This is a genomic window from Cellvibrio polysaccharolyticus (genome assembly GCF_015182315.1).
In the GTDB taxonomy this organism is placed as follows: domain Bacteria; phylum Pseudomonadota; class Gammaproteobacteria; order Pseudomonadales; family Cellvibrionaceae; genus Cellvibrio; species Cellvibrio polysaccharolyticus.
The window spans coordinates 4,214,462-4,240,408 of the sequence record NZ_PRDL01000001.1; the positions used below are offsets into that span (position 1 = coordinate 4,214,462).

The window sequence follows — 25,947 nt, forward strand, 5'->3', positions numbered from 1 at the left end:
TTCCCGGCGTCGCCCGACGGATCCGCTGAATGATTACACCTCGCCCGCTGTTTCCATCCATCGTTAAATTGCCAGGCCGATTGATTCGCCTGGCTTTTTGCGTTGTTGCCCTGACGTTACCGACGATTCAGGCACAGGCGGATCAGCAGGCCGAGCTGAAGCAACTGCAACAAAACATTCAGAAGTTGCAGCAGGAGCTGAAAACCATTCAGGGCAACCGCTCGGCATTGCAGCAGGAGTTGCAGAAATCCGAATCCGAAATGGGTCAATTGCAGAAAAAAATTGACGGCATCCGACAGGATATTAACGAACAAAACAAAGAGCTGGAAAACCTCAATAAAGAGCGTGAACAGCTTCAGGAAGCGCGCCGGAAACAGCAGGGCGATATCGCCGAACAAATTCGGGTAGCCCACCGCGCCGGTGAACAAAGTGCGGTGCGCCTGTTATTGAATCAGGAGTCGCCGGAAACCGTTACTCGCATTCTGGGTTATCACGAGCGCATTTTTGCCGCGCACCACATCAAGCTGGATAATTATCTGGCAACGCTGGAAAAGCTCGACGCCATTGAGCCGCAAATTCTCGACCAGCAAGCCGTGCTGCAAACCAACGCGCAGCAACTGGAAGAACAAGCCGGTCGCCTGAAACAGGAACAGGCTCGCCGCCAGCAAGTGCTGGCCTCGATGAATACCTCGCTCAAGACCGGTGACAGCGAACTGCGTCAAATGGAAGAAGACCGCAAGCGGCTGGTTACCTTAATCCAGCAGGTAGAGCGCACCGTCGGCAGCGTACCCATGCCGGCATCGGGCGAAGCTTTCAGCAAACGCCAGGGCAAGATGCCCTGGCCAACGAAGGGCCAACTCACCACACGATTTGGCGCTGTGCGGCCAAACACCCGTTTGCAGTCTGAAGGCATTGTTATCACCGCCAACGCTGGCCAACCGGTAATTGCCGTACACCACGGGCGAGTGGTATTTGCCGATTATTTTCGCGGCCACGGGCTGCTGGTAATTGTGGATCATGGCGAAGGCTACCTCAGCCTCTACGCCCACAACCAGAGTTTGTCGCGCGCTACCGGTGAATGGGTCAATGCCGGTGACGTGATTGCCAAAGTTGGCAACAGCGGCGGCCAGGAAAAAAATGGTTTGTATTTTGAAATTCGCCGCCAGGGCAAGACGGTTAATCCCGTTAACTGGCTCGCGCGTGTATGATGTGTGAAAACAGCGGTTATTTTTTCAGGCAATGCCAACGCTTGTGATCCAGCCGATGTTTAAATACTGTATTGACTGTGAAAATCGAATGGCAGCTATGATGAAACTGTTCGAGCACAGAAAGGACCCAACGTTTTAACCTTTGCCCGTCGTTAGCCGGAAGTGTGCGGAACCCGGATTCCGCTGGAGAAACCCATGCTGTACGCGTCACTCAATCGCCTGTTGCTCATTGCCGGTGTACTGGCATTGCCTCTTGGAGTTTTTGCAGCTGCTCCGAAAAGCGATGAGTCCGGCGAAGGGTTGTTGCCGTTGGAAGACCTGCGCATGTTTACGCGGGTGTACGACCATATCCGCAGTGGCTACGTTGAAGAAATCAGCGATAGCAAATTGCTGGAGTACGCCATCAAGGGCATGCTGTCCGAACTGGATCCGCACTCCGCCTACCTCGATAAAAAAGCCTTTGAAGATTTGCAGGTCAATACCACCGGCGAGTTCGGCGGCGTTGGCATTGAAATCGGCCAGGAAAACGGCTTTATCAAAGTTATCTCTCCGATTGACGGCACCCCGGCGCAAAAAGCCGGTATCGAAACCGGTGACCTGATTATTCGTCTCGACGACAAACCGGTTAAAAGCATGTCGTTGAATGAAGCCATTCAGATGATGCGCGGCCCCAAAGGCAGCGAGCTGATACTGACCATTATGCGCAGCGGCGTGGAAAAGCCGTTTGATGTGGTTATTCTGCGCGACACCATCAAAGTGCAAAGCGTTCGCACCCGCATCATGGACGACGATTTTCTTTATATTCGTATTGCCCAATTCCAGATCGACAGCGGCCGCGACACCGCTCGCCGTGTGCGCGAACAACTGGAAAAAACGCCGAATTTAAAAGGCATTATTCTCGACCTGCGCAATAACCCAGGCGGCGTGTTGCAAGCCTCGGTTGAAGTGGTTGACGCCTTCCTCGATACCGGTCTGGTGGTTTACACCGAAGGCCGGTTGGAAAACAGTGATATCAATTACACTGCCAGCTCCGGTGACGCCTCCAACGGCTTGCCGATTGTAGTGCTGATCAATGAAGGCTCGGCTTCCGCGTCGGAAATTGTCGCCGGCGCGCTGCAAGATCATAAACGTGCGGTCATTATGGGCACCCGCAGCTTCGGTAAAGGTTCGGTACAAACCGTGATTCCTATCAGCGAAAGCCGCGCTATTAAACTGACCACCGCACTTTATTACACGCCGGGCGGTCGCTCTATTCAGGCGCAAGGCATCGAACCTGACGTGATTGTTGAGCGCGCTGAAGTTACCGCACTGAAAGCGGCGGGGCCGGTACCTACCGAAGCAGATCTGGCCGGTCATCTGCAAAATAAAAAAGGCGGTGAAGAAGTGGGTTCGAAGAGCCGCGAACAAACACGCACGGTTTCCATTGCCGACCCCAGCCGCAAAGACAATCAGCTACAGGAAGCGCTGAATCTGCTGAAAGGCTTGCACATTTTCCGTAAACAGCAGGAAGGTGGTGACGCAAAACCGCTGCAAACGGCCGAAGTGAAACGCGATGCCGGGGACATTCTGCCTGAAGAGCTGCCCGAATCGCTGGATTGATGTGACCCGATATTGTCTGCTGGCCGCGTTACTGTGGAGCTTTTCTTCTCTCATTAACGCGGCGGAACTTGCCATTATTATTGATGACGTTGGCTACAACGCCACTGCGGGTCAGCAGCTGGTCGAGCTGAACCACGCCGTCACCCTCGCGGTACTGCCTTTTACGCCCCACGGAAAAAAACTCGCCAATAGCGGCGCCCGCTACGGCAAGGAAATTATGCTGCACGCGCCCATGAGCGCTACCCGCCCGGACTACGCTGACAAACACATGTTGACCGGCAGTATGAGCAACAGCCAACTGCAAGCCCTGTTAAAACGCATGCTGGCGGAGGTGCCTCATGCGCGCGGCATTAACAATCACATGGGCAGCCAGCTGACGCGGGAAACCGGTGCCATGCACGCGCTGATGCATGTACTGGCTGATCGGCAACTTTATTTTATCGACAGCCGCACCACGGATAAAACCGTCGCGCTGGACACGGCACGGGAAAATGGCCTGCCTGCCATGAAGCGGGATGTTTTTCTGGATAACCGGCGCGAAAAAACCGCCATTACCCGGCAAGTGCAACAAGCCATCCAATTGGCGCAACGCCAGGGTTATGCGGTAGCCATTGGCCATCCCTACCCTGAAACCATCGCGGTGCTCAAACAACTGGATGCGCTGCTCGCGGATACCGGCGTAACCGTGGTACCGGCCTCGCAATTGATTGCACAACACGCCCCGGCGGCAACCTACCTGCCCAAACCTTTGCCGTTGGCGTTGTGTGCTGCGCCACCGCTGCTGTTATGGCGAACCGATGCCGAACTGAACCGACTGTGGCAGGATCAGCAGCACCGCAGCCGCCTGAAAAAACTCTTCTACCCGGATATTGTGACGCAATTCGAACGCTGAATGCCCGAGACAATAACCACTCGATATATCCGTTTTCCCAAATAGCTTCTTATAATGATTAAAAGTTGAATAACTGATTCGGCAGGCTTATGCTTTACACATTCTCATATAATGCGTCAGCAGGTATAAATCATGGCTCACAGAAACGGTGAAGATGGCGTTATCCCTCCGCGTAGCGGGCGTTTTCTGCAAAAAGACGGCTACTGGTATTACAGCACCCGTGAAGGTGTGGATATCGGCCCATTTGATTCAGCCAGCGACGCGCAGAACGGCGCTGTGGCTTTTATCGACTATATTCGCTCGTCCGATCCGGGCACCTCTGAAATGCTAAAGAGGTACAGGGCAGCGTAACCCCGGCTGCCCGCAGGTCCCGCTAGTTATTACTACCCGATCTGTCATCGACGGTAAAAAAAATGCCTGAGCCGTGTTAACGACTCAGGCATTTTTTTTATAGCACTCGCACGAGAGCTATAAAGCGGGCCGGTTACAACCGAACTTCAACACCCTGCTCGCGCATAAAGGCTTTGGCTTCGGGAATGGTGTATTCGCGGAAGTGGAAAATACTGGCCGCCAGCACTGCATCGGCGCGGCCTTCTTTTACACCGTCCACCAAATGCTGCAAATTACCCACGCCGCCAGAGGCAATAACAGGCACTCGCACCGCATCGCTGATCGCACGAGTGACGCCCAGATCGTAACCTTTTTTGGTGCCGTCGCCGTCCATACTGGTCAGCAGAATCTCACCTGCGCCGTACTCAGCCATGCGCACCGCCCACTCCACCGCGTCCAGCCCGGTTGGCTTGCGGCCGCCGTGGGTGAAGATTTCCCAGCGCGGGGTTTCACCGGGGCCACTTACTTTCTTGGCATCAATGGCAACCACAATGCACTGGGCGCCGAAACGATCGGAAGCCGCTTTTACAAAATCCGGATTAAACACCGCCGCCGAGTTGATACTGACTTTGTCAGCACCGGCATTCAGCATAATGCGAATGTCGTCCACGGTGCGAATACCGCCGCCCACGGTGAGCGGAATAAACACTTCGCTGGCGATTTTCTCAACCGTATGCACGGTGGTATCACGGCCTTCGTGGGTGGCGGTAATATCCAGAAAAGTGACTTCGTCAGCGCCTTCATCATTGTAGCGTTTGGCAATTTCTACCGGATCACCGGCATCGCGAATGCCGACGAAATTCACGCCTTTTACCACACGGCCATTATCAACATCCAGGCAGGGAATAATACGTTTTGCGAGCGCCATAATTAACCTGTTATTTGAAGCTGTCGCAGAAGCCCTGGGCTTCGGCCATGTTGAGAGTGCCTTCGTAAATAGCGCGACCGGTAATTGCACCAACAATGCCGTGATGCTCTTGCGCCTTCAGTCGAACAATATCATCCATATTGGTAATACCACCGGAGGCGATCACCGGAATGCTGGAGGCTTGCGCCATAGCAACGGTGGCTTCCACATTCACACCCTGCATCATGCCGTCGCGGGCGATATCGGTGTAAACGATGCTGGAAACGCCATCCTGCTCGAAGCGCTTGGCCAATTCGCTGGCCTGCACATTGGATACTTCCGCCCAACCATCCGTAGCCACCCAGCCATCTTTGGCATCGAGGCCAACAATGATGCGATTGGGGAAGAGTTTGCACATATCGGTGACAAATTGCGGTTCTTTTACCGCTTTGGTGCCGATAATAACGTAGCTGACGCCCGCGTTCAGGTAGTACTCAATAGTTTCTGCGCTGCGAATACCGCCACCGATTTGAATGGGCAGTTTCGGGTAGGCTTTGGCGATAGCCGTCACCACGCCGCCGTTAACCGGCTTGCCTTCGAAAGCGCCATTGAGGTCAACCAGGTGCAGACGGCGGCAGCCTTGCTCAACCCATTGGGCGGCCATGGCTACCGGGTCATCGGAAAATACCGTGGAGTCGTCCATCAAACCCTGACGCAGGCGCACGCACTGGCCATCTTTCAAATCAATTGCGGGGATAATCAGCATAACGTTTCTTCTCTTAATACTTGCACATTTTCGTAGAGAGGATCGGGTAGAAGTGTCCGGAACTCTGCCGCAGGGATGCGGCAGTCGAGCCCCCATGGACGCCCCACAGGGAAGTGGGAAGTGTACCGAAGCTCCAGGAGAGCGCAGGTACCGGGTTCACGGCGTGTTCCGGAGGCTTCTGCCCGATCCTCTGAGCGATTGGCGGGTAATCAGGACCGACCATCCCACTGTAAAAAATTCTTCAATAACTGCAAACCGGCGGTGTGGCTTTTCTCCGGGTGGAATTGCACCGCAAACAAATTGTTGCGAGCCAGCGCAGCATCAATGGAAACGCCATATTGCGTAGTTGCTGCCACCAGTTTGCGGTCTTCGGCCTGCACGTAGTAACTGTGCACAAAATAAAACCGGCTATCGCGAGCGATCTGCTGCCACAAGGGGTGGTCAATGGCCTGGTTAACCTGATTCCAGCCCATGTGCGGTACTTTTAACGGCTCGCCCGCTTCATCGCGCAGGTGTTCACCGAAAAATTTGACCTGACCTGGCACCAGGTTGATGCAATCAACACCGTCGTTTTCTTCGCTGTGCTGCATCAACGCCTGCATGCCGACACAAATACTCAATACCGGTTTGCCGCTGGCAACCTGTTCACGCAACAGGTTATCGAAACCGAGGCGGCGAATTTCGCCCATGCAATCCCGGATCGCGCCAACGCCGGGAAAGACCACCCGGTCAGCAGCCGCAACCACGGCAGGATCGGCAGTGATAACAATCGATTCACCAGTGGCAACATGACCCAGCGCGCTGGCGACCGAGTGCAAATTGCCCATGCCGTAATCAATCACTGCGACTGTTTGTGTACTCATAAAAACCTGCAACGGCGACGAAAAAAAGAAAAATAATCAGAGCGAACCTTTGGTGGAGGGCATCATGCCTTCCATGCGCGGGTCGAGTTCCAGCGCCATACGCAAGGCGCGGCCAAAGGCTTTGAACACGGTCTCGGCCTGGTGGTGCGAGTTATGACCACGCAGGTTGTCGATGTGCAAAGTCACACCGGCATGGTTGACGAAGCCCTGAAAAAACTCCCAAAACAATTCGGTATCAAACGTACCAATGCGCTTTTGGGTAAACGGAATATCCAGAAACAGACCCGGACGGCCGGAGAAATCAATCACTACGCGGGACAGCGCTTCATCGAGCGGCACGTAGGCGTGGCCATAGCGACGCAAGCCTTTTTTGTCGCCTACCGCTTTGGCAATCGCCTGGCCCAGGGTGATACCAATGTCTTCTACCGAATGGTGATCATCAATGTGGGTGTCGCCATCACAAACGATGTCCAGATCAATCATGCCGTGACGGGCGATCTGATCCATCATGTGCTCCAGAAAAGGAACACCGGTGTTGAATACGCCAGTTCCTTTACCATCGAGGTCGAGGCTGACTTTAATTTTGGTTTCCAGGGTGTTGCGTTCTACCTGGGCTACACGGTTGGACATAACAAAAGCTCCATCGACGCCGGGGCGCAAAGTGGATGATGCGCAGCGCGCAAGGACAAATGAGGCGCGATTATATAGGGAACCTCTGAAAAATGCTTTAAACCACCATCACGCCATCCGCTTCGATCAGCGAATCTTTCGGCAGCTGGTTGATGCCGATAGCCGCGCGCGCCGGGTAAGGCTGCACAAAATATTCCGCCATCACTTCGTTAACGATGGGGAAATTGGCCAGGTCGGTCAGATAGATATTGAGTTTGACGATATCCGCCAGGCTGCCATTGGCCGCTTCACAGACCGCTCTCAGGTTTTTAAACACCTGATGCGCCTGGGCAGCAAAGTCGCCGTCAACCAGCGTCATGGTTTCCGGGTCCAGCGGAATCTGGCCCGATAAATACGTGGTGCTATTAACCTTGATGGCCTGGGAATAAGTGCCGATAGCGGCAGGTGCCTGATGGGTGTGAATAACCGCTTTATTGCTCATAAATATCCTTGAAAACTCATCAATACAGGTAAAAGTTCATCGAAACGGGAAAGAACCGACAAAAACACGGGAGTATAAACAGGGTGAAGGCGATGAACCAGCTACCGCCAATCAGTTCTTGCTGCGGGCAATACGAATAACAAAGCTCATATTGCGAATGCGGCGCATGATATTGGCCAGATGCACGCGATTATGTACGCCAATACAGAGGTTGATCACGCTGTTGTGCGCGTCGCGCTCCTGCACGTTGATATGTTCAATACTGCCACCTTGCTCGGTAATCCGGGTGGCCAGGGTCGCAATAATGCCACGTTCGGATTCTACTTCAACACGCACATCCACAAGGAATTCACCGGTCACCGTAGGCGCCCAGTTTACCATGCTGATTTTCTCGGGATTGTGGCGAATTTCGGCGATGTTACGGCAGGTTTCCTGGTGAACGACCAAGCCTTTACCGGAGCTGATATGGCCGATAATCGGGTCGCCAGGAATCGGGCGGCAGCAGCGGGCGAAGGTAATCAACATGCCTTCGGAGGAGTCGATGGTCAGCGGCGAATAAATACTGCTGCCACGACTTTTGGCTTCGGTTTCCGGTGCCAGCAAACGGGCAACGGCGTAGGCAATGCGGTTGCCCAGGCCAATGTCTTCCAGCAAATCATCCATGGTTTCGAGCTGGGTGGTTTGCAATAACTTTTCCAGCTGCGCGGGCAACAGGTGGTCGATGTCCAGTTGAATATCGCTTAACGCGCGCGCCAGCATACGACGACCCAGCGCAACCGACTGGTGATGACGCTGATTTTTCAGGTAGTGGCGAATCGCACTGCGCGCCTTGCCGGACACGGTGAAATTCAGCCAATTGGGATTGGGCTGCGCGCCCTGGGCTGTGATAATGGTCACCTTTTGACCGCTTTGCAGCGGCTGCGACAAGGGCGCCAAACGGCCATTGACCCGGCAGGCAACACAGGCATGGCCAATATCCGTATGCACCGCGTAGGCAAAATCCACCGCCGTTGCGCCGTGCGGCAACTCGACAATTTTGCCTTTCGGCGTAAAAACATACACCTCATCGGGGAAGAGATCGATTTTAACGTTTTCGATAAATTCCAGAGAGTCACCAGCGCGACGCTGCATTTCCAGCAACCCTTGCACCCATTCACGGGCACGGTTGTGGCTGGCATTCAGGTCATCGGTATTGGATTTATACAGGAAATGCGCAGCGATGCCGTTGTTGGCCATCTCGTCCATTTCTTTAGTGCGAATTTGCACTTCAATCGGTACCCCGTGCATGCCTACCAATACGGTATGCAGCGACTGATAGCCGTTGGCTTTGGGAATAGCGATGTAATCCTTGAACTCGCCGGCAACCGGCTTGTACAGGTTGTGCACCACACCCAGCACCCGGTAACAGGTATCAACACTGTCGACCACGATGCGGAAGGCATAGACATCCATAATCTCCTTGAAGAATTTCTTCTTCAGGCGCATTTTTTCATAGATGCTGAAGAGATGCTTTTCGCGGCCAAGCACGTCGGCCTGCAGGTTTTCCCGGGAAAGCCGCTTCTCGATAGACGTCTGGATTTGCTCTACCAGTTCTTTGCGATTACCGCGCGCGGTTTTCAGCGCAGCTTGCAAACGGGTGGCACGCAGCGGGTACATCGCGTAAAAGCCGCGATCTTCGAACTCCATGCGCATATCGTTCATGCCCAGACGATGGGCGATGGGCGCATAAATCTCGAGGGTTTCCTTGGCGATGCGGCGTTTTTTATCGGGCGGCATGGCGCCGAGAGTACGCATGTTGTGCAAGCGGTCAGCGAGTTTGACCAGAATAACCCGCAAGTCATTGGCCATGGCCAGCGCCATTTTCTGGAAGTTTTCGGCCTGCTTGGCCGCCTGGGATTCAAACTCGAACTGGGTGAGCTTGCTGACACCGTCGACCAGATCGGCAACCGAGCCGCCAAATTGGCTGGCAATGGCCTTTTTACTGATGCCGGTATCTTCAATCACGTCGTGCAGCATGGCTGCCATCAGGCTTTGATGGTCCATGTGCATTTGCGCAAGGATGTCTGCTACGGCGAGCGGATGGGTAATGTAGGGTTCGCCACTACGGCGCTTTTGGCCGTCGTGTGCCTGTTCGGCATAAAAATACGCGCGCTTCACCAGATTGATCTGGCTGACATCCAGGTAGGACGAAAGTCGGTGACTTAAGGCCTCTATGGTTTGCAACGCGATTCTCCCCCGGAAACACATGACCGCACTGGCGTGCGGTCATCACGATCAGATTTCGTTATCGTAAGTGCGCTCGGGCTTGGGCTGCGGCAAGGTATCTTTTTCCAGCAGGATGCTGGCATCAATAAAGCCTTCTTCAATTTCCCGTAACGCAATAACGGTCGGCTTGTCGTTCTCTTCAGGAACATGCGGTTCCTTACCACCGATAGCCAACTGGCGCGCACGTTTGCTGCTTACCATCACCAGCTCAAAACGGTTATCTACATGTGCCAAACAATCTTCAACAGTAATACGTGCCATAAAATTTCCGTGCCTGTGTGTACATTGCAGCTGGAGGCTGCGTTTTCAAGGGGTCATTATGCGTCAGATGGCCGCAAGTCGCCAGCTGCAACCGCGTTAAGCTGTGCCAAACACCTCGTTTTTGCTGCATTTAGCCTAATAATTCACTCAATAACGCCTGATGTTTTACCGCCTGACGCGATAGACGCAAATGCTGGCTGGTAATCAGTGACTGCAATTGCGCCAGGGCTATGGTGAAATCGTCGTTGATAATCAGGTAATCCGCTTCTATGTAGTGGGAAATTTCGCTGATGGCTTCCTGCATACGCGCTTCAATCACTGCTTCATCATCCTGACCGCGACCGGTCAAACGCTGACGCAAGGCTGCCAGCGACGGAGGCAAGATAAACAGGCTGACAGTTTCCGGCATTAACTTGCGTACTTGCTCAGCACCTTGCCAGTCAATTTCCAGAATAACGTCAATACCCTGCGACAGGCGCTCTACCACCCATTGCTGCGAAGTGCCGTATAAATTACTGAAAACCCGCGCATGTTCGAGGAAATCACCGCTTTCGAGCATGGTTTCGAAAGTCGCGTGATTAACAAAATGGTAGTTCACACCATCTTCTTCGCCAGGGCGCATGGCACGTGTGGTGTGGGAGATGGATACACACACTTCAGGATTGGACTTTACCAGCGCGGCAACCAGACTGGTTTTTCCGGCGCCGGACGGAGCAGAAACGGTGTAGAGAGTGCCATGACTGTTCATGTAACATACCTTGATTGCGCGAAGACGGTGGCAGAAAAAAAGGGCGATTATGGCACAGCCCGATCACTGCGGTCACCGCCGGATGCCGCCCGTCCTGTTCAATAATGCAGCCTGATTTTTTTGGAGCCCCGCCCGATGTCCGAGTTACTGATTTCTATTGAAGAAGCTGCCATCCGTTTGCGCGTGCGCCCGGCTTATGTAGAAGAGTTGGTGAAAAAGGGGCGATTGAAGTTTGCTGATAATCGACAGCTGGTGGCGAGTGAGGTTGATAAGCTGGCGGAACTGATGAACAAATTGCGTAATCAGGGAATTGCGACTTTGGTTAATATCACCGCGCAAAATGCGGCGAAAAAGCATTGAATGGTTTTTAAAAGCGATTACTCGGATTATTGCTCCGCCTGTTTTCCAAGCTTTTTTAACAGGTGCCATTCTATACGTTTGGCGTCAGACCACTTGTTCCAGAAACGCATGACAAATTGGCAGGATTGCTAATTTGCACAGCGAAGCTGCCCGGAGGGTGAGCCACACGGATGTGGCGAATGCATCTTTCTCGGTAGCTCTGACGAGTCAACGGCGATTGCTCCTGCATTGTTCTAACTTCCGCCATCCATGGCGGGCGTCCATAGCTCGATAGTTTTGTAATAAGTGGTCTGACGCCAAACTCACATCATGCTGATATGAAGCTTGTGCAGCCTGAACGGTCGGTTTTTACTCAAGCGTTTCTCTTACCGGTTTCAAGCCGCTTCACAAGCCTTTGCCAGCACCTTCAAAACATCTGCCGATTCCGCAACCGCACCAAAAATACCGCCTTCATTGAGGGTGATATCCACCGTCGCCTGATGCAAATGTGCTTCTCCCGCTGCGCAGCAATCTGACAGAAGCACACAATCGTAGCCCTTGTCGTTGGCTTCGCGCATGGTGGAATGGACGCAGACATCGGTCGTAACGCCGGTAAGAATCAACTGGCGGATGCCTTTGCTGCGCAGAATCTGATCCAGATCGGTGGCATGAAAGGCGCTGTTGCCAGGTTTATCGAGCAGAATGTCACCGGGTTGCGGCTCCAGCTCCGGCACTATGTCCCAGCCCTTTTCACCGCGAACCAGAAACTTCCCCAAGGGCCCTTGGGCGCCAATCGGCGTCCCCTTTAACTCTCCACGCAATCGTTTGGTCGGGTTGAGATCGCTGAGATCCGGGCGATGCCCTTCGCGGGTGTAAATCACGGTGACACCGATTGCACGCATGTATTCCAGCAAGGTCGCTGTGGGTTCGATGGCAGCGCGCCCCGCCGCCACCGAATAACCCATGGAGGCAAAGTAACCTTCCGGGTGGAGAAAATCTGACTGCATGTCGATCACGATCAGCGCGGTGTCCTGCCTGGACCACTGACCGGACAGCGGCCAGGCGTAAGGTATTGCGTTAACAAATCCCATGGAGGACATGATCACTTCTCCATGTAGGTGGCGGGGAAGCGCAGGTTAACCCGTTGCACATTGCCGACCACTTTACCGGGATATTCGATGCCGATATCACCGGGGTTGCGAATGCCTTCGCCGAGCAGATCATTGTCAAAGCTGAATTGCTGGATCAATGTCAGCTTGTCCTGAAATTCCTGACTGGCAACAAAGGACGCGCCCTCGCCTCGCGCATAAAAATGGGTGGTTTTCAGCTGCGCTTCAAAACCGGCAGCATCGGTGCCGGATGCAGCGGCCATCTGCGCGATGGCTTCATCGCGTTTTGCGCCGGGTGTAGCGAGAATATCCATCACTTCAAACCAGGCACCGGCCAGCGCTTTGCCGAGGTCCGGATGTTGTTGCAGCAATTCGGTGCGCAGCAGCAAACCATCGTTGATCTCACCGGGTATGTCCGCCGAACTGAAGGCCAAATGTGCGTCCGGATAGCTGGAAAGAATCGCTCCCAGTTGCGGTTGCCAGGTCACTACGGCATTCACTTTGCCATTGGGAAACATGGCGATCATGTCGGCATCAGAGGTGTTGACCACGGTTAAATCGCGCTCGGTCAAACCGGCTTTGGCCAGCGCCCGACCCAGCAGATAGTGGGAACCGGAGAACTGTACCAGGTTGACCGATTTGCCTTTGAGGCTGGTTAAATCCTTGCCGCCTTTGAGGATCAAACCATCATTGCCCAGCGAATTGTTCAGCAATAGCGCCACGCTGGTGTCCACGCCAGATGCCGCCGGGATGGTCAGTGCATCCAGCAACATAGCGATGGTGCCGTCAAACTGACCGGCAGTGAATTGATTGATGCCTTCAACGTAGTCGTTGATCTGCACCGCCTGCAAATCAATACCGTATTGCTCGCCCCAGCGCTTGAGAATGCCCGTCTCTTCTGCGTAACCCAGCGGCATGGAACCGACATACACCGACCAGGCAATGCGCACCTGCGGCAATTTTTCGGCAGCAAATGCGCTGAGAGAAAAGCAGCTGGTTGCTGCCAGTATCAATCCTGCAAACCATTGACGTTTCATAGTGATGCCTCTTTCAGAAAATCCCGAATACGACCCGATTCTGTCAGCCGGGAAAACGCCGTCCAATGGTAAGCATTGCAGGTATACCGGCAGTTAATTGCAGGTAACGCAGGTTTGTTGCAGATCGTCCAGAAAAGCTTGCAGCACCGGCCGCGGTCGGCGTTTGTTTTTACGGGTAATGGCCTGAATGGATGACACTCGCTGAAATTGCTGCGGATCAAGTGCCACCAGCTCACCCCGCTCTACCCAGCGGTTGGCGAAATGGCCGGGCAAAAAGCCGACATGACTGCCGGCCAGAATCAGCATGGCAGCGGCTTCGATATTACTGACCCAGGCATGCGGCACCTCACTTTGCTCGCCCATCAATAACAGATCCGCCTGTTCAAGAAATTCCCGAGCCACTTTGCGTTCTTGAATCAGTGCCTGTTGCAGTTGCTCACCAACCAAACCGGCGAGTCGATGACCGCTGGCCACGTAGAGATAGTCGCGCTCTTCATAGAGCGGCAGATATTCCAGTTCCTGCAAACCATGCATAAAGATGCCGATGCCGATATCCGCCTGATTATCCAGCACCGCCTGCTCGATTTTTGCCGGGGCGGTGATGTCGATAAAAAATTCCACATCGTTTTGTTCGCGGCGGGAGAAGCGTTGCAAGGTGGGCATTAACGGGCAGGTAGCATCGGTAATCAGGTTGTCGATCATGGCGATGCGAATGGGGCCGCTGAGCTGGCGTTGCATCGCCAGCGCATCCTGCTCAAAACGGCGGGTGGCATTGAACAATTCGGTAGCGCGGCGGTAAATCGTGGCGCCCTCTTCCGTTAACGCAAAACCCGAACGGCCACGCTCGCACAAACGAAAGCCGAGGCGGCTTTCCAGTTGGCCAATATGTTTGCTGATGGTGGAGGCATCACGCCCGAGCAGTGCCTGGGCATTACTGATGCCATTGGCATCGGCCACCGCCAGAAAAACCCGCAGCAGCCGTAAATCGATATCACCGAGTTGCATCAACTTTCACCATCGGAGCCTGCATCGGCTCGTCAATCAGGATTCAGACTCGCCGTAAACCCGTCCATGGGGGCTCGACTGCCGCATCCCTGCGGCAGACGGTCTGATTCCTGATTGACGAGCCACTGCCTGTAGAACTGTGCAAAATTAACGCACCAGATTGGATAAGAGTGCCTTGTGGAAACGGTCCGGTGCCTGAATATGGGGGGAGTGGCCGAGGTCTTCGAAAACCACCAATTTGGCATCGGGAATCTGCTCGGCCGCAGTCTTGCCCAGCACTTTGTAATTGCCCAGCTGTGCTTGCAACTCTGGCGCGGCGGCGTCTTTGCCGAGTGCGGTGTTATCCAGCTCGCCAATCAGCAACAGTACCGGCATTTTCAACAGCGGAAATTCATAAAGCACCGGCTGCGACATAATCATGTCGGCGGTCAGCGCCGAATTCCAGGCCACCGCGTGTTTGCCGCGACCACGAAACATGCCCGCCTGCATTTCTACCCAGCGATCAAATTCCGGGCGCCATTCACCGGCGTAGTAGGTGTTCAGCTGATACTGGCGAATACCTTCAGCCGAGGTTTTCATCTCGCGCTCAAACCATTGGTCAACGCTGCGATAAGGAACGCCCAGCGCTTTCCAGTCTTCCAGACCAATCGGGTTTACCATCACCAGCTGACGGGTTTGTTGCGGGTATTGCAGCGCAAACCGGGTCGCCAGCATGCCGCCCATGGAGTGCCCCATGACGGTCACGTCTTTAATATCGAGCGAGTCCAGCAGCGCGCGGGTGTTGGCGGCGAGTTGTTGAAATGTGAATTGATAGGCATCCGGTTTGCTGGATTTGCAAAAGCCGACCTGATCCGGTGCGATTACCCGAAAACCGGCGCGGTGCAGTTCAGCAATACTGCCTTCCCAAGTGGCGGCGCAGAAGTTTTTGCCATGAAACAGCACCACCGTGGCCCCGTTGGGCTTTTCCGGCTGAATGTCCATGTAGGCCATTTCCAGCGCCTGTTGCTGAGATTCAAAGGCAAAGGTTTTTACCTCGAACGGGTAATCAAACCCCTCAAGACGGGAACCATAGGTAACCGGCTCCTCCTGGGCGAAAGCCCGACAGCACAAGCTCAGCAACAACAAACAACCAACACGGAACAACATATTCTCCTCCCAGGTAAATGATCGGTTTACATCATAAATAAAAATAGTCGGTTTGCGGCGACCACACGACAAACAAAGATAAGGGCGACACCAATTATCAGATTTGCTGATGATCAGAATAAAAATACTGGATTGGACTTATTTCTACTGCCTCATCATCATGCACCCATTCGAAACGGCTCACCGCTTTCGAACCGAGCAAATTTCCCCACGCGAGCCGGCAAATCAGCCTGGTGCATCGCGACCACTTAAGGAATTTCCATGTCTGCTTTATTTACCCCTTTCACCCTGAAAGACGTCACCCTGCGCAACCGCATCGCTGTACCGCCCATGTGCCAGTACAAAGCGGTAGATGGTTTTACCAACGAATGGCATCAGGTGCACTATCCGTCTATCGCTCGTGGCGGTGCCGGGCTGGTGATTGTAGAAGCTACCGCGGTTTCCCCCGAAGGTCGCATCACCCCGGATTGCACCGGCTTGTGGAATGACCAGCAAGCAGAAGGCATGGCGACGATTGCAGCCGGTATCAAAGCAGCAGGTTCTGTACCAGGTATTCAAATCGCCCACGCCGGCCGCAAAGCCAGCGCCAATAATCCCTGGGAAGGTGACGACCATATTGCCGAAGGCGATGCCCGCGGCTGGCAAACCATCGCGCCTTCTGCCATCGCCTTTGGTAACGATCTGGGCAAAGTGCCCACCGCCATGACGCTGGATGATATTGCCCGCGTTCAGGCAGATTTTGTGGCCGCCGCCCGCCGCGCCCGCGACGCCGGTTTTGAATGGCTGGAATTGCATTTTGCTCACGGCTATCTGGCGCAAAGTTTCTTTTCACCACACAGCAACCAACGTGATGATCAGTATGGCGGCAGCTTCGAAAATCGCAGCCGCTTTTTGCTGGAAACTCTTGCTGCTGTGCGCGAAGTTTGGCCGGAAAATCTGCCACTGACCGCCCGCTTTGGTGTTATTGAATACGATGGTCGCGATGAAGAAACACTGAGTGAGTCCATCGCGCTGGTGCGCAAGATGCGCGAAGCGGGTTTGGATATGCTGAACGTGAGTGTGAACTTTGTGATTCCGGATGTGAATATTCCCTGGGCAACACCGGCGTTTCTGGCGCCGATTGCCGAGCGTGTCAGCCGCGAAGCCGGTTTGCCCGTCGCTGCATCATGGGGCATTGATGATCCACAGCTTGCCGAACGTGTGGTGGCAGATGGCCAAATGGATCTGGTGATGATCGGCCGCGCCAACCTCGCCAACCCACATTACGTGTACCATCTGGCGCAAGTACTCGGCGTGAACCGCCCCGACTGGGTACTGCCTTCATCCTACGCCCATTGGCTGGAACGCTATCGCGGTGCTGCACGTTCAACGAAATAACCATTTCACAAGTACGGCCAAACCTGCACGCCGGATAAGTGAAGCATCTTTCTGTCCAAGCTATTTATATTTAAGAGGTGCCATTCTGTCCGTTTGTCATCAGGATGTTTGTTCCAAAAACGCATGACAAATTGGCAGGATAGCCAATTTGCACAGCGAAGCTGCCCGCAGGGTGAGCCACATGGAAGTGGCGAATGCATCTTCCCTGTAGCTCCGACGAGTCATCCCTCGCCGGGCGCCCCTGACTGACGGTTTTGAAACACAGACCCTAACGCCAACTCGTATTGTGCCTTTCTTATAAGCAGGGCCGCAGGCAAATTTGAAATAGCAAATCACGCAACCAGCGATGTGCACTGTCGCGGTGCGTGCGTTCATGCCAAACGGCACTGTTGGTGAAACCGGGAATCGGGATGGGTGGCTCAAGTACTGCCAGCCCCTGAATACCCTTGACCAGCCGCGAGGGCAATACCGCAATCATATCGCTTGCGCGCAAGATGTCTGGCAGCACGGCAAAACTCTGCACTGAAAGCGTTACCTGCCGCTGCAAACCGAAAGGTTGCAGCGCTTCATCCGTCACACCGTAAAAACCGCCACCGGTATAGGAACCGAGTGCATGGTCCATCGCGCAAAATTGTTCAGGCGTGATCGGCCATTGTTGCACCACCGGATGCGTCTCCCGCACCACGCATACATAGCGCTCTTCGTATAAAGAACGGGCGTGCATTTCCGGTGGCGAATTTTCCGGAGAGATCAACGCAAGGTCTATTTCGCCGCGCTCCAGTTGTTGTTGCAACGAGCTATCACGAATCGCCACCAGCGATACCCGGATTTGCGGTGCATGTTGTTTTAGCAGCGCAATAAAAGGAACGGCTACCGCGCGAAAAGCATAATCCGTTGCAGCGATGGTATAAGTAAGCCGCGCTGAAGCAGGATCGAAAATAGCAGGTTGAATCAATTCTGAAATTTCACAAATAACCTGACGCACCGGTGCAGTTAATGCCTCTGCACGCGGGGTGGGAATCATGCCGTGGCGGGAGCGTACAAATAACGGGTCATCGAAGGTTTCGCGCAATCTTGTTAACATGCCACTCATCGCCGGCTGGGTAACCCCCAACTTTGCCGCTGCCCGTGTTACATTGCGCTCGTCCAGCAATGCCTCAAGCGCTTTTAACAAATTGAGATCCAGACTTTTAATATCTTTCATGGTGATAATCTTTAGTGGCAGCGCCAACAAAAATGGATATCGTTTATTCTATACCGATACCGGTTATAGCGTGAGAGAACGGAACAGAAAGACAGATGCGTGATAAAAAATTGAACAAGGGCTCTTCAGGCCAAAATCGTAAAGCCAGTGGCGACTACCTGGAAAAATTCCGGCAAAAGCCGGGCGTGGAAGAAACCGCATCCGGTTTGTTATATCGGGTGGTTGAAGAAGGTGATGGTTTATCACCGCTGCCAGGCGATACGGTAGTGGTGCATCAGCGGATTTCCAGTGTGAATGGCAAGATGATTGCCGACACCTACAAGACCGGCTTCCCTGACGAATTTACTATGAAGGAAGCCATCCCCGGCATTCGCGAAGGTTTGCAACTCGCCCGCCAGGGCGGCCGTTATGAATTTGTCATACCGCCAGAACTGGCTTGGGGAAAGCGCGGCGTGGGCGATAAAATTGGCCCCAATGCCGTGCTGGTTTTTGATGTGCGGCTGGTGAATGTGAAGCCGGGTTAAGAGATATCAACCGAATAAAGTCCGGCAGCCTGTTGTTTATCTACTTCGCCGCCGGCAATGAAAATAACCGCCGTCAATATAAATTGGCGGCGGTTATTTTTTATATTCTCTGCAAGGTTTTTTCCAGGTCAGCGGTTTTGCGCCGCGCCAGCGCGAGGTTGGAATTTTTCTTGTCCAGTACCAGATAAATAAATAAACCATCGTTGGAGACACTGGGGCGAATAATGTGCAACTGTTCACTGAGCGTGATTAATATATCTTCAATACCACCGTTAATATTTAATGTCTTCATGGTTTTCAATTTTGCTTTCACAACTTCACTGTTGCCGGCAGCAGCCAGTTCCAGATCCACCCCGGAACCGGCCGACGACAACAACATGCCGGTGGTGTAATCCACAATAGCGCACCCCAGGGCGCCATCAATTTCCATCAAACTTTTGGTAACTTCATCCAGACTGCTCATAGCACGCTCCCTAACATTAAAGTAACCGGCGTTGCGAGCCGGCAGTGATTATTAACCCATTTCCTTCGCCAGGCGGTTAATCAATAATCGCAGGCTGGCGATATTGAGCGATTCCCGCGCTGACATGACCAGGACATAATCGCGGCCCGACAGCGTCAGTGCGACAAAAGCAACATTGCCCTGCTCCGCTTCAATAAAGGTAATTTTGAAACCTTTGCCCAATATTTGCCGCGTTACCGCGTTGCTAACCGAGTGCAAGGTGCTGGCGGCGGCAGATAGTGTGTCCTCGGCAAAATGTTCAGCGCCCTGATTGATGCTATACACAGGAAAGCCATCGGTTGTGGCCAGCGCAATCACTTCTATCGCATCGTTTTCTGCATAACGGGCAAACAGCGGCTGCAATCGGTTACGAAGATCAGCATCAGATGACATGTAATTTTTCCTCAAAATCTTCAGCCGGGTTTTGCAACGAATCGAACAGAGATAACAACATCAATGACGATTCCACATCTCGCGGATCAACCGGCACAACCGGCGCCTGTAACTGATGGTCATCCAGCGTGTATTGAATGGAATCCAGCAAAAGATTGATATCGTCATCACTGGCCGCCTCGTCACAGTGGGTCAGCCCGATAACCAGCGGTAAATCTTTTTTCGTGGCGAAAAAGTAATCCAGAATTTCATGCAAAACATGAATTTTGGCATCATCGTTAAACCGGACCAGCACCAATAACCCCCACAGACCGCGGCGCACCATCTCCCACAGCATTTGAAAACGCTGCTGCCCAGGCAAACCATAGATGCCCAGCGCAATATGATCCGCCAACATCAGCCGGCCGTAATCAATTCCTACGGTGGTGTATTCCTTGCCGATATCGACACTGGATTTAGCCTCGGTGGCGAAGGGAGAAATTTCGCTGATCGTATGGATAAATTGCGTTTTACCGGCACCCACCTCGCCAACCACCGCCAGTTTTTGATAGATCATTTCCATGATTCAATGCATTCCCCGGTCTGTTCTTGCATGAATAAATTTACGCAATGCCTGGCTGAATAATGATCCGGTAGACACGGGGGTGGGCGCTGTATGTTCTTGCAGAGTCGGCAGAGACGCAGGCTGCTGAGCCGGGGAAATTTCCAGTACATGAATATGGTCAAGCAGTTGCAATTGCTCAACCAGTTTTTCTTCACTGCTAAACAGTTCCATGTCCAGTAACCGCTGGTAGCCAATTTTTCGGCCAATAAGACGAGGGCAGAGTTTGATAAGGTCGGCGGTTAACCGCAGTTGCGTGGGGCGCGGCCAGGCTTTCATTGACAAAGCCATTTTCCGGTAACGCGTGCCGTCATCAGCAATCGCTACCGGAACCGCGATGTGGATATTTTCCTGGTTGCGGGAGGGGAAAAACTCTGCCAGTCGGCTTTTATCTTTTTCCTGTTGAATCAACCATTGGCTTTTCAGCGCATCATGTAATTTTTCAAGAAAACCGGCGTGGTCGCCGTGCCCTTCATTTAATAATTTGATCGTCCAACGGTTGAAGAGAGGCCGGGCAATTTCGCGATTGAGAATAACACTGACCGATGAAAGGCGCGGATCGCGGCTCATACGGTAAACATATTTAGCCAACTCCCCCGACTCGCCTTCCAGCACCTGGAACGAGGTATTGTGATGCACAAGAAATGCACCATGAATACGGTGTTCCTTATTGTAGATGCGCGCCGAGTCAAACAGATGATAAATACGCTCGGCGTATTCACTGTCATCCATGTTACCGGGCAAGGTTGCCAGAAAAGCAATTCTCCTGGTCAAAATGAAATCCTTCTTCATACAAACGCGGATGAAGCAAGGCAAAGGGCCATGCGTATTACGCAAGATTAAGCCCGGTTTCGTATAACTGCAAATTGCTCTTATGCGAGTTTTTTATAAAAAAGGGGAAGGTGCAAACTACCACTACGGAAAAGGATTGTTTTAGTCACATATCGACCGATTTATGCAATTTGGGGAAATTTCGACGCCACAATTTTTGTAAAGACTTTATTTGTAAAACGCATTTATAAAATCACCCGACGCAGACTTTGCATCGGGTGATCAGGTTTACGGCAATATTTTTATTCAAAGCGGATTTTTTTTCTGGCTCCGTCGTTAAAAGCAACATCAATATGTTTAGCTTCAACGTTTACAGACTTGACCGGCATCAACTCTTCATCCGACCAGGTTTCACCGGATTTTTTCCACAGCATCAAGGTGGCATAGGTTACCGGGCTTTCAGCAGATTTTTTCAAACGATGCTGCACATTAATAACAGCGCTTTTTTCACTGGCGGGGTGCAAGCCGATAGTATTCAACGTTTCTATTTTATCCCAGCCGGATAGCGACACTAACGCCAACTGATACTCGCCATTATCAATCAACTGTACCTCATGGTTATTGACCTTGCGGCTGGACTTGCGAATGCCCTGCCCGTTATCCGGCAAGGCGTAATGCCCCAAACGAAAGTCGGTCTCTGTTTTACTGATATTTTGATCAATACGCAAAATTCCATTGGCCAGCGGAATATCCGCCAGATTGAAAGCAACCTGCTCATCGGTTTCCAACACCGCGCTACGGTAATAAATGCCGTTGTCGAACTTTTTGAAATCGAATAAACGTAGCGCCTCCCAGACTCCCTGTTTATTTTTAACCAGGTAATTCATCGCGACTTCGCCGTTGCTGCCATCGGCCTGCCAGGGAAAAGCACTGTTGTAGGAAAGACGGTTATAGTTTTCGCTGCCGCGGAAGGCTTCCCAATTATCAATCACCTTCACATGGCACCAGGCGCGAACTTCCGATGCGCCGATATTCGGATAGTTGGTAATCAGAATTTCCGAGCCAGGTTGAAATTTATTATGCACAGTGTTTTCCGCCAGTGACGTTTCCCATGCACCTTCGCTTTCTTTGACTGTCCAGAAGGCGTGATCAGCCGGAACCAGCAACGCGAGGAAAGCTTTCAAAGACCAGTAAGAACTGCCACGCACACTGTATTGTTGTACCGCAGGCGCAAAGCTGCCATAAAAACCCAGTGTGGGTACGCGGTCCTGAAGGAATTCAGGATGCTGCAGAAACTGCAACAGGTTGCCGGAAGAAATGCGACGCATCCAGCCGTAATCAACCGGGTTTTTATCAACCAGCGCCATTAACGGGAAAGGTGTAATACTGGCAAAGCGATAGGCAATGCTGCGCCCCCACATAATCATCTCGCCATCACGCGCAAACAGATAAGGATAGTTGTCGTTAATCTCGCGAAAGTTGGCAACCAGTTTTTCGGCAATTTTCGGGTAGTGTTCATTCCCAAAAAAGTCAGCCCACATAACACCGTACATTTGAAACGCCCACATGCTGTAATAATCGTACGCGGGGTTATCGTTATACCAGCCTTCGCCACGGTAGTGATCCAGTGACAGATTCAGATATTCTACCAGCAGGGTTTCATTAACCGGATAGCCCTGTTGTTTAAAAAAACTCAAAATATAAATATTAAAAAATTTCCAGTTGGACGGCACGGTCGGGCCATCGCCCCAGCTGAGCATCACCGCCGCCAGCGCATCGCGCTCCTCTTTGCTGAGCGGTTGCCAGAGAATTTCCGGTGCAACAAATAGCGAGATGGCTACCGCACCAAATTCCACCAGGTTTTGGTGAGTACCGGCATCTTTCTTGCGATGAGGAATAAAGGTATTGCTATCCGCCTGCGTCAACTTGACCAGATGGTGACGATAGTAATCGGCCACCTTGATATTGTTAATGGTCAGATCCGGGTTCTCACGCATCAACACGCTGGCAGCAAACAACGTGCGCGAAAGCCCCTCAAGCTTTTCGGTTACCGACGCAGGTTTGTCGGCTGGCCGCACTTCACCGGGAAATCGCGGGAACACCATTGAGTCATCAATAGATTGAATATGGCTGAACGCACCTTCCAGCAAATACAAGGCAGCATCTTTCCAATGCTCGCGGGTCATGCCCGTGTGCGGGCTCAACTCATAGTCCGGCTTCTCAATCACAAAAATATTATTGTTGGTTGTTGCGGAGGATTTTTGTTGGGCGCTAACAGAAATTGCACTGCATAAAACACCGGCAAGCACGACTCCGGCGATACGACGAATATAAGGAAGGCGATTAGTCATTATTCTTTCCTGAATATAGCCCGGCCATTGCCGGGCTGAACAAGCATTACTTAACCAGACGATACATTTCCGATGCGGCTAATAGAAAAGCGCCAACACCAAAATTGGCTGTCGAATTGGCATCCACCACCTGACCGGGAATGGCGCGCTCACCAATCGGCTGGATATAACCCAGTTTGCCATCTTCCTGCAAAGCAACACCGGTCAAATATTCCCAGGCATTCAACGCCACCGGTAAATAGCGCTCGCGCTCCAGGTAACCGTTGTTAATCCCCCAGAGATAACCGTAAGTAAAGAAAGCTGTACCGCTGGTTTCGTAACCCGGTGCGTGTTCCGGGTCGAGCAAGCTGCGCGTCCAATAACCGCCAGGCTGTTGTAAACCAACCAGGGTTTCTGCCATACGCAGGTAAACCTTGAGGTATTCATCGCGGTGCTTGTGATCTTTCGGCAAGTCAGCCAACACTTTTGCCAGACCGGCAAACACCCAGCCATCACCACGCGCCCAGAAATCTTTATGACCATTCAGACTTTTATGTTGCGGGTACACGTACTTGGCATCGCGAAAGAAAAGACCGGTTTCCTCATCGTACATAATGCTTTTGGCGTAGATGAAATAGTCGTGCAGTTTTTCCAGATACAACTCGTTACCGGTGACGTGATAAAGTTTGGTCATCACCGGCATAACCATATACAAGCCATCCGCCCACCACCAGTAATCCACCGCGTCGGTAGACATCTGGTATTCCATCACTTCGATGGCACGAGCAATTTTTTTCTCGTCATCGGTAATTTTGTAAAGATCTATGTAGATTTGAAAAGCAATCTGCCAATCACCAAATAAAACGAAATCATCCGTCTCGCCGTAGCTGTATTTCCAGTTGGCACGATCGTCAGACTTAGCGCCCTTCCATTCATTTTTTTCACCCCAACGCATCGAGTAATCGAGATAAGGCTGATGGTTGGTAACATAGTAGGCTTCCATATTACCGGTGTGGTAAGCCGCATGTTCCCAGAATGCCCAACCTGGCTCAGAGTTCTCGCGCTGCCAGTAATCATTGGCTTTGGTAAGGGTTTGCAAAACATTTTTTGCCTCCGGAAGCACTTGCTCCGGAGCCGATGACTGCTTTGAACAAGCACTGAGAGTAAAAGCCAGAGACAGCGCAACAAGCGCCTTTGGAAAAGAAAAACGTATCATCATGATATAGGTCTGCCGATGCCGGTTTATTATGCTGTAAGCGGTTCGGGGTCGACATTAATCTATCAGCGAAAAAATGTAAAATCGTCAGGCCTGACGAATGGAGTTACCGGCATTTCAATAGAGCAGATCTTTACTTAACAGGCGCCAGCATTGCATAGCAGACGTTTTCCAATCGTGTTTAGCATCTGGCTACAGGCTTCCGTCGTCAAAATAAACTTTTATCCATCTAATATGCTCAGTGATCTGCGCCCACTCGCCGGAGAGAAAAGCCGGCTGCTATCAGTGCCACAAAAACTCCGCTAAGTAGCCCTAATAAAAAGCTCACCGTAACGATAAACTCCGACTGCTGCAAAATCACATGATTGATAGCTTGTGCATAGCCAATAAAATATCGGATAAAGAAAATGGCCATAATCAACACAAGCGACCACCAACTACCTTTTACCTCAAATTTTCCGGATGGTAGCTTTTTTACTTTTTCTATAGAAAGCTGCCTAAAAAAAATAATAGAAACAATAAACCCGGACAGCCAGCAGATAACAGAAAGCCAATTAAAACCAAAAGATGCCACGAGCCCATAAAAGGAAAAACCGGACATGGACAAGGGCAGAATGAGAAGTCTCGTGTGACTTACTATCCTGCTTCTGCGCTGATAAAAACCCAGCAACACAAGAGCAAAAAATAAAAAATACACCCACCCGGGTGTTTGAAAAAGGATAGTGTATATAAAATTTTCATCCATGATTCTTTTCTCAGGATAGATTGGCCAATAAAACCATGAAAAAATAGTTATTTTATTATGAAGGTTCTATTATGCAACATATAGTAGTAGAACCAATTATAGTTTTTGGATAACCCATCAAAACCAGGGAAGTAATATGCAAGCTCATCAATACCTTGCCATCGGATTAAGACTGCTGGCAATCGGGATTTTTATTTATTCACTAAAACAATTAACCACCGTCCTTACTATTCTCTTCATGGATGGATACGAGGACATGAAGGCTTCTCCTTTCTTTTTTTTCGCTTTATGGGCAATTCCTTCGCTGGCGGCAGCAATACTGTGGTTTTTCCCCACCCAAATTTCTAAACATGTTATTCCTCCGGACTTGGATAATACCGTATTACCCGAGAAGACATTCAGCATTCTGGTTTCGCTGATTCTTACCGTTGGGTTAATTGCCTTATTTTATGCCTTGGTAGATGTAGTCTATTGGAGTATCTATCTACATCTGTTCTTTAATAATCCGGGGTTATATGCTTCGGCATTTGATCATCAAGCAAGTATTATAGCGACTGGCTTTGAGACGGTAGCTGCGCTGGTAATTCTTCTACGAGCCAGAACTATTGCGAAATTTTTATATAATGTTGCCAGATGAAAACACAGCCAGTTTAAAATTCTACTGGCTGTGTTTTCAGTCTCTTAAACTGACCGGGCTT

The 25,947-nt window shown here is 51.8% G+C and carries 28 protein-coding genes; 8 read left to right on the forward strand and 20 right to left on the reverse strand.

The features are described from left to right. The first annotated feature begins 29 nt into the window (after positions 1 to 29). The 4 genes from C4F51_RS17805 (at position 30) to C4F51_RS17820 (ending at position 4,050) form a co-directional block, all read left to right on the forward strand. Positions 30 to 1,208 (forward strand): murein hydrolase activator EnvC family protein, encoded by a 1,179-nt coding sequence (locus C4F51_RS17805; protein WP_193912143.1) that lies wholly within the window; start codon positions 30 to 32, stop codon positions 1,206 to 1,208. 195 nt (positions 1,209 to 1,403) lie between these two features. Beyond that, complete coding sequence (locus C4F51_RS17810) at positions 1,404 to 2,807, forward strand: S41 family peptidase (RefSeq protein WP_193912145.1); 1,404 nt, start codon at positions 1,404 to 1,406, stop codon at positions 2,805 to 2,807. 1 nt (position 2,808) lies between these two features. After that, positions 2,809 to 3,699, forward strand: a complete 891-nt coding sequence (locus C4F51_RS17815) for a divergent polysaccharide deacetylase family protein (protein WP_193912147.1) — start codon at positions 2,809 to 2,811, stop codon at positions 3,697 to 3,699. Positions 3,700 to 3,831: 132 nt separating this feature from the next. Next, positions 3,832 to 4,050, forward strand: a complete 219-nt coding sequence (locus C4F51_RS17820; protein ID WP_193912149.1) for a DUF6316 family protein — start codon at positions 3,832 to 3,834, stop codon at positions 4,048 to 4,050. Positions 4,051 to 4,183: 133 nt separating this feature from the next. On the opposite strand, the gene hisF is transcribed toward C4F51_RS17820, so the two are convergent. From hisF to gmk, 8 genes are all read right to left on the reverse strand, one after another. Continuing rightward, positions 4,184 to 4,957, reverse strand: coding sequence for an imidazole glycerol phosphate synthase subunit HisF (hisF, locus tag C4F51_RS17825; RefSeq protein WP_193912151.1), 774 nt, complete (start codon positions 4,955 to 4,957; stop codon positions 4,184 to 4,186). Between the two features lie 10 nt (positions 4,958 to 4,967). Then, on the reverse strand, positions 4,968 to 5,702 hold the full coding sequence (hisA, locus tag C4F51_RS17830; RefSeq protein WP_193912153.1) for a 1-(5-phosphoribosyl)-5-[(5-phosphoribosylamino)methylideneamino]imidazole-4-carboxamide isomerase: 735 nt from the start codon (positions 5,700 to 5,702) through the stop codon (positions 4,968 to 4,970). 209 nt (positions 5,703 to 5,911) lie between these two features. After that, positions 5,912 to 6,565, reverse strand: a complete 654-nt coding sequence (gene hisH, locus C4F51_RS17835; RefSeq protein ID WP_193912155.1) for an imidazole glycerol phosphate synthase subunit HisH — start codon at positions 6,563 to 6,565, stop codon at positions 5,912 to 5,914. 36 nt (positions 6,566 to 6,601) lie between these two features. Next, positions 6,602 to 7,195, reverse strand: a complete 594-nt coding sequence (gene hisB / locus C4F51_RS17840) for an imidazoleglycerol-phosphate dehydratase HisB (protein ID WP_193912157.1) — start codon at positions 7,193 to 7,195, stop codon at positions 6,602 to 6,604. Between the two features lie 97 nt (positions 7,196 to 7,292). Further along, positions 7,293 to 7,676: a RidA family protein gene (locus C4F51_RS17845; RefSeq protein ID WP_193912159.1), complete on the reverse strand. Its 384-nt coding sequence runs from the start codon at positions 7,674 to 7,676 to the stop codon at positions 7,293 to 7,295. Positions 7,677 to 7,787: 111 nt separating this feature from the next. Further along, positions 7,788 to 9,899 (reverse strand): bifunctional GTP diphosphokinase/guanosine-3',5'-bis pyrophosphate 3'-pyrophosphohydrolase, encoded by a 2,112-nt coding sequence (gene spoT, locus C4F51_RS17850; protein WP_193912162.1) that lies wholly within the window; start codon positions 9,897 to 9,899, stop codon positions 7,788 to 7,790. A gap of 51 nt (positions 9,900 to 9,950) precedes the next feature. Beyond that, positions 9,951 to 10,202 (reverse strand): DNA-directed RNA polymerase subunit omega, encoded by a 252-nt coding sequence (gene rpoZ / locus C4F51_RS17855; RefSeq protein WP_193912164.1) that lies wholly within the window; start codon positions 10,200 to 10,202, stop codon positions 9,951 to 9,953. Between the two features lie 130 nt (positions 10,203 to 10,332). Beyond that, on the reverse strand, positions 10,333 to 10,950 hold the full coding sequence (gmk, locus tag C4F51_RS17860) for a guanylate kinase (protein ID WP_193912166.1): 618 nt from the start codon (positions 10,948 to 10,950) through the stop codon (positions 10,333 to 10,335). Positions 10,951 to 11,085: 135 nt separating this feature from the next. Between gmk and C4F51_RS17865 the strand changes: the two genes are divergently transcribed. Next, positions 11,086 to 11,310, forward strand: a complete 225-nt coding sequence (locus C4F51_RS17865; protein WP_193912168.1) for a hypothetical protein — start codon at positions 11,086 to 11,088, stop codon at positions 11,308 to 11,310. A 374-nt stretch (positions 11,311 to 11,684) separates the two neighbouring features. Here C4F51_RS17865 and C4F51_RS17870 read toward each other — a convergent pair whose 3' ends face one another. From C4F51_RS17870 to C4F51_RS17885, 4 genes are all read right to left on the reverse strand, one after another. Next, on the reverse strand, positions 11,685 to 12,389 hold the full coding sequence (locus C4F51_RS17870) for a cysteine hydrolase family protein (RefSeq protein ID WP_193912170.1): 705 nt from the start codon (positions 12,387 to 12,389) through the stop codon (positions 11,685 to 11,687). A gap of 2 nt (positions 12,390 to 12,391) precedes the next feature. Further along, positions 12,392 to 13,435 (reverse strand): putative urea ABC transporter substrate-binding protein, encoded by a 1,044-nt coding sequence (locus tag C4F51_RS17875; RefSeq protein ID WP_193912172.1) that lies wholly within the window; start codon positions 13,433 to 13,435, stop codon positions 12,392 to 12,394. A 93-nt stretch (positions 13,436 to 13,528) separates the two neighbouring features. Next, entirely contained in the window at positions 13,529 to 14,440 is a 912-nt protein-coding gene (locus C4F51_RS17880; protein WP_193912174.1) for a LysR family transcriptional regulator, read from the reverse strand. A gap of 147 nt (positions 14,441 to 14,587) precedes the next feature. Continuing rightward, positions 14,588 to 15,586 carry an alpha/beta fold hydrolase gene (locus tag C4F51_RS17885; protein ID WP_193912176.1) on the reverse strand — a complete coding sequence of 333 codons (999 nt, stop codon included), beginning with the start codon at positions 15,584 to 15,586 and terminating at the stop codon, positions 14,588 to 14,590. A gap of 261 nt (positions 15,587 to 15,847) precedes the next feature. Here C4F51_RS17885 and C4F51_RS17890 point away from each other — a divergent pair, with 261 nt between their 5' ends. Further along, on the forward strand, positions 15,848 to 16,963 hold the full coding sequence (locus tag C4F51_RS17890; RefSeq protein ID WP_193912178.1) for an NADH:flavin oxidoreductase/NADH oxidase: 1,116 nt from the start codon (positions 15,848 to 15,850) through the stop codon (positions 16,961 to 16,963). 295 nt (positions 16,964 to 17,258) lie between these two features. On the opposite strand, the gene C4F51_RS17895 is transcribed toward C4F51_RS17890, so the two are convergent. After that, the gene (locus C4F51_RS17895) at positions 17,259 to 18,167 is read right to left on the reverse strand and encodes a LysR family transcriptional regulator (protein ID WP_193912180.1); all 909 of its coding nucleotides are present in this window, start codon (positions 18,165 to 18,167) and stop codon (positions 17,259 to 17,261) included. Positions 18,168 to 18,262: 95 nt separating this feature from the next. On the opposite strand from C4F51_RS17895, the gene C4F51_RS17900 reads away from it, so the two are divergent. Then, positions 18,263 to 18,691, forward strand: coding sequence for an FKBP-type peptidyl-prolyl cis-trans isomerase (locus C4F51_RS17900; protein ID WP_193912182.1), 429 nt, complete (start codon positions 18,263 to 18,265; stop codon positions 18,689 to 18,691). A gap of 100 nt (positions 18,692 to 18,791) precedes the next feature. Here the strand turns inward: C4F51_RS17900 and C4F51_RS17905 are convergent, their stop codons facing one another. The 7 genes from C4F51_RS17905 to C4F51_RS17935 all read right to left on the reverse strand — a co-directional run bounded on the left by C4F51_RS17905 (position 18,792) and on the right by C4F51_RS17935 (position 25,249). Continuing rightward, positions 18,792 to 19,154, reverse strand: a complete 363-nt coding sequence (locus C4F51_RS17905; protein WP_193912184.1) for a hypothetical protein — start codon at positions 19,152 to 19,154, stop codon at positions 18,792 to 18,794. 51 nt (positions 19,155 to 19,205) lie between these two features. Beyond that, positions 19,206 to 19,586 (reverse strand): roadblock/LC7 domain-containing protein, encoded by a 381-nt coding sequence (locus C4F51_RS17910; RefSeq protein ID WP_193912186.1) that lies wholly within the window; start codon positions 19,584 to 19,586, stop codon positions 19,206 to 19,208. Next, complete coding sequence (locus tag C4F51_RS17915) at positions 19,576 to 20,148, reverse strand: GTP-binding protein (protein ID WP_193912188.1); 573 nt, start codon at positions 20,146 to 20,148, stop codon at positions 19,576 to 19,578. The genes C4F51_RS17910 and C4F51_RS17915 overlap by 11 nt, the downstream gene beginning before the upstream one ends. A 3-nt stretch (positions 20,149 to 20,151) precedes the next feature. After that, positions 20,152 to 20,961 carry a BLUF domain-containing protein gene (locus C4F51_RS17920; RefSeq protein WP_193912190.1) on the reverse strand — a complete coding sequence of 270 codons (810 nt, stop codon included), beginning with the start codon at positions 20,959 to 20,961 and terminating at the stop codon, positions 20,152 to 20,154. A gap of 299 nt (positions 20,962 to 21,260) precedes the next feature. Continuing rightward, positions 21,261 to 23,309: a DUF2264 domain-containing protein gene (locus tag C4F51_RS17925; protein ID WP_193912192.1), complete on the reverse strand. Its 2,049-nt coding sequence runs from the start codon at positions 23,307 to 23,309 to the stop codon at positions 21,261 to 21,263. Between the two features lie 46 nt (positions 23,310 to 23,355). Beyond that, on the reverse strand, positions 23,356 to 24,507 hold the full coding sequence (locus C4F51_RS17930; protein ID WP_202987721.1) for a glycoside hydrolase family 88/105 protein: 1,152 nt from the start codon (positions 24,505 to 24,507) through the stop codon (positions 23,356 to 23,358). 235 nt (positions 24,508 to 24,742) lie between these two features. Continuing rightward, positions 24,743 to 25,249 (reverse strand): DUF6622 family protein, encoded by a 507-nt coding sequence (locus C4F51_RS17935; RefSeq protein ID WP_193912194.1) that lies wholly within the window; start codon positions 25,247 to 25,249, stop codon positions 24,743 to 24,745. A 136-nt stretch (positions 25,250 to 25,385) separates the two neighbouring features. On the opposite strand from C4F51_RS17935, the gene C4F51_RS17940 reads away from it, so the two are divergent. Further along, positions 25,386 to 25,886 carry a hypothetical protein gene (locus C4F51_RS17940; protein WP_193912196.1) on the forward strand — a complete coding sequence of 167 codons (501 nt, stop codon included), beginning with the start codon at positions 25,386 to 25,388 and terminating at the stop codon, positions 25,884 to 25,886. The last annotated feature ends 61 nt before the right edge of the window (positions 25,887 to 25,947 follow it).

What these genes read in the sequence shown, in the direction of transcription:
- C4F51_RS17810 (WP_193912145.1), top strand. Translation starts at nt 1,404, where the DNA reads ATGCTGTACGCGTCACTCAATCGCCTGTTGCTCATTGCCGGTGTACTG.
- C4F51_RS17870 (WP_193912170.1), bottom strand. Translation starts at nt 12,389, where the DNA reads ATGTCCTCCATGGGATTTGTTAACGCAATACCTTACGCCTGGCCGCTG.
- C4F51_RS17895 (WP_193912180.1), bottom strand. Translation starts at nt 18,167, where the DNA reads ATGAAAGATATTAAAAGTCTGGATCTCAATTTGTTAAAAGCGCTTGAG.
- C4F51_RS17875 (WP_193912172.1), bottom strand. Translation starts at nt 13,435, where the DNA reads ATGAAACGTCAATGGTTTGCAGGATTGATACTGGCAGCAACCAGCTGC.
- C4F51_RS17805 (WP_193912143.1), top strand. Translation starts at nt 30, where the DNA reads ATGATTACACCTCGCCCGCTGTTTCCATCCATCGTTAAATTGCCAGGC.
- C4F51_RS17885 (WP_193912176.1), bottom strand. Translation starts at nt 15,586, where the DNA reads ATGTTGTTCCGTGTTGGTTGTTTGTTGTTGCTGAGCTTGTGCTGTCGG.
- hisB (WP_193912157.1), bottom strand. Translation starts at nt 7,195, where the DNA reads ATGTCCAACCGTGTAGCCCAGGTAGAACGCAACACCCTGGAAACCAAA.
- rpoZ (WP_193912164.1), bottom strand. Translation starts at nt 10,202, where the DNA reads ATGGCACGTATTACTGTTGAAGATTGTTTGGCACATGTAGATAACCGT.
- C4F51_RS17900 (WP_193912182.1), top strand. Translation starts at nt 18,263, where the DNA reads ATGCGTGATAAAAAATTGAACAAGGGCTCTTCAGGCCAAAATCGTAAA.
- C4F51_RS17905 (WP_193912184.1), bottom strand. Translation starts at nt 19,154, where the DNA reads ATGAGCAGTCTGGATGAAGTTACCAAAAGTTTGATGGAAATTGATGGC.
- hisF (WP_193912151.1), bottom strand. Translation starts at nt 4,957, where the DNA reads ATGGCGCTCGCAAAACGTATTATTCCCTGCCTGGATGTTGATAATGGC.
- C4F51_RS17925 (WP_193912192.1), bottom strand. Translation starts at nt 23,309, where the DNA reads ATGACTAATCGCCTTCCTTATATTCGTCGTATCGCCGGAGTCGTGCTT.
- C4F51_RS17820 (WP_193912149.1), top strand. Translation starts at nt 3,832, where the DNA reads ATGGCTCACAGAAACGGTGAAGATGGCGTTATCCCTCCGCGTAGCGGG.
- hisA (WP_193912153.1), bottom strand. Translation starts at nt 5,702, where the DNA reads ATGCTGATTATCCCCGCAATTGATTTGAAAGATGGCCAGTGCGTGCGC.
- C4F51_RS17880 (WP_193912174.1), bottom strand. Translation starts at nt 14,440, where the DNA reads ATGCAACTCGGTGATATCGATTTACGGCTGCTGCGGGTTTTTCTGGCG.
- gmk (WP_193912166.1), bottom strand. Translation starts at nt 10,950, where the DNA reads ATGAACAGTCATGGCACTCTCTACACCGTTTCTGCTCCGTCCGGCGCC.
- C4F51_RS17940 (WP_193912196.1), top strand. Translation starts at nt 25,386, where the DNA reads ATGCAAGCTCATCAATACCTTGCCATCGGATTAAGACTGCTGGCAATC.
- C4F51_RS17910 (WP_193912186.1), bottom strand. Translation starts at nt 19,586, where the DNA reads ATGTCATCTGATGCTGATCTTCGTAACCGATTGCAGCCGCTGTTTGCC.
- C4F51_RS17890 (WP_193912178.1), top strand. Translation starts at nt 15,848, where the DNA reads ATGTCTGCTTTATTTACCCCTTTCACCCTGAAAGACGTCACCCTGCGC.
- C4F51_RS17915 (WP_193912188.1), bottom strand. Translation starts at nt 20,148, where the DNA reads ATGGAAATGATCTATCAAAAACTGGCGGTGGTTGGCGAGGTGGGTGCC.
- C4F51_RS17865 (WP_193912168.1), top strand. Translation starts at nt 11,086, where the DNA reads ATGTCCGAGTTACTGATTTCTATTGAAGAAGCTGCCATCCGTTTGCGC.
- C4F51_RS17930 (WP_202987721.1), bottom strand. Translation starts at nt 24,507, where the DNA reads ATGATGATACGTTTTTCTTTTCCAAAGGCGCTTGTTGCGCTGTCTCTG.
- hisH (WP_193912155.1), bottom strand. Translation starts at nt 6,565, where the DNA reads ATGAGTACACAAACAGTCGCAGTGATTGATTACGGCATGGGCAATTTG.
- C4F51_RS17845 (WP_193912159.1), bottom strand. Translation starts at nt 7,676, where the DNA reads ATGAGCAATAAAGCGGTTATTCACACCCATCAGGCACCTGCCGCTATC.
- C4F51_RS17935 (WP_193912194.1), bottom strand. Translation starts at nt 25,249, where the DNA reads ATGGATGAAAATTTTATATACACTATCCTTTTTCAAACACCCGGGTGG.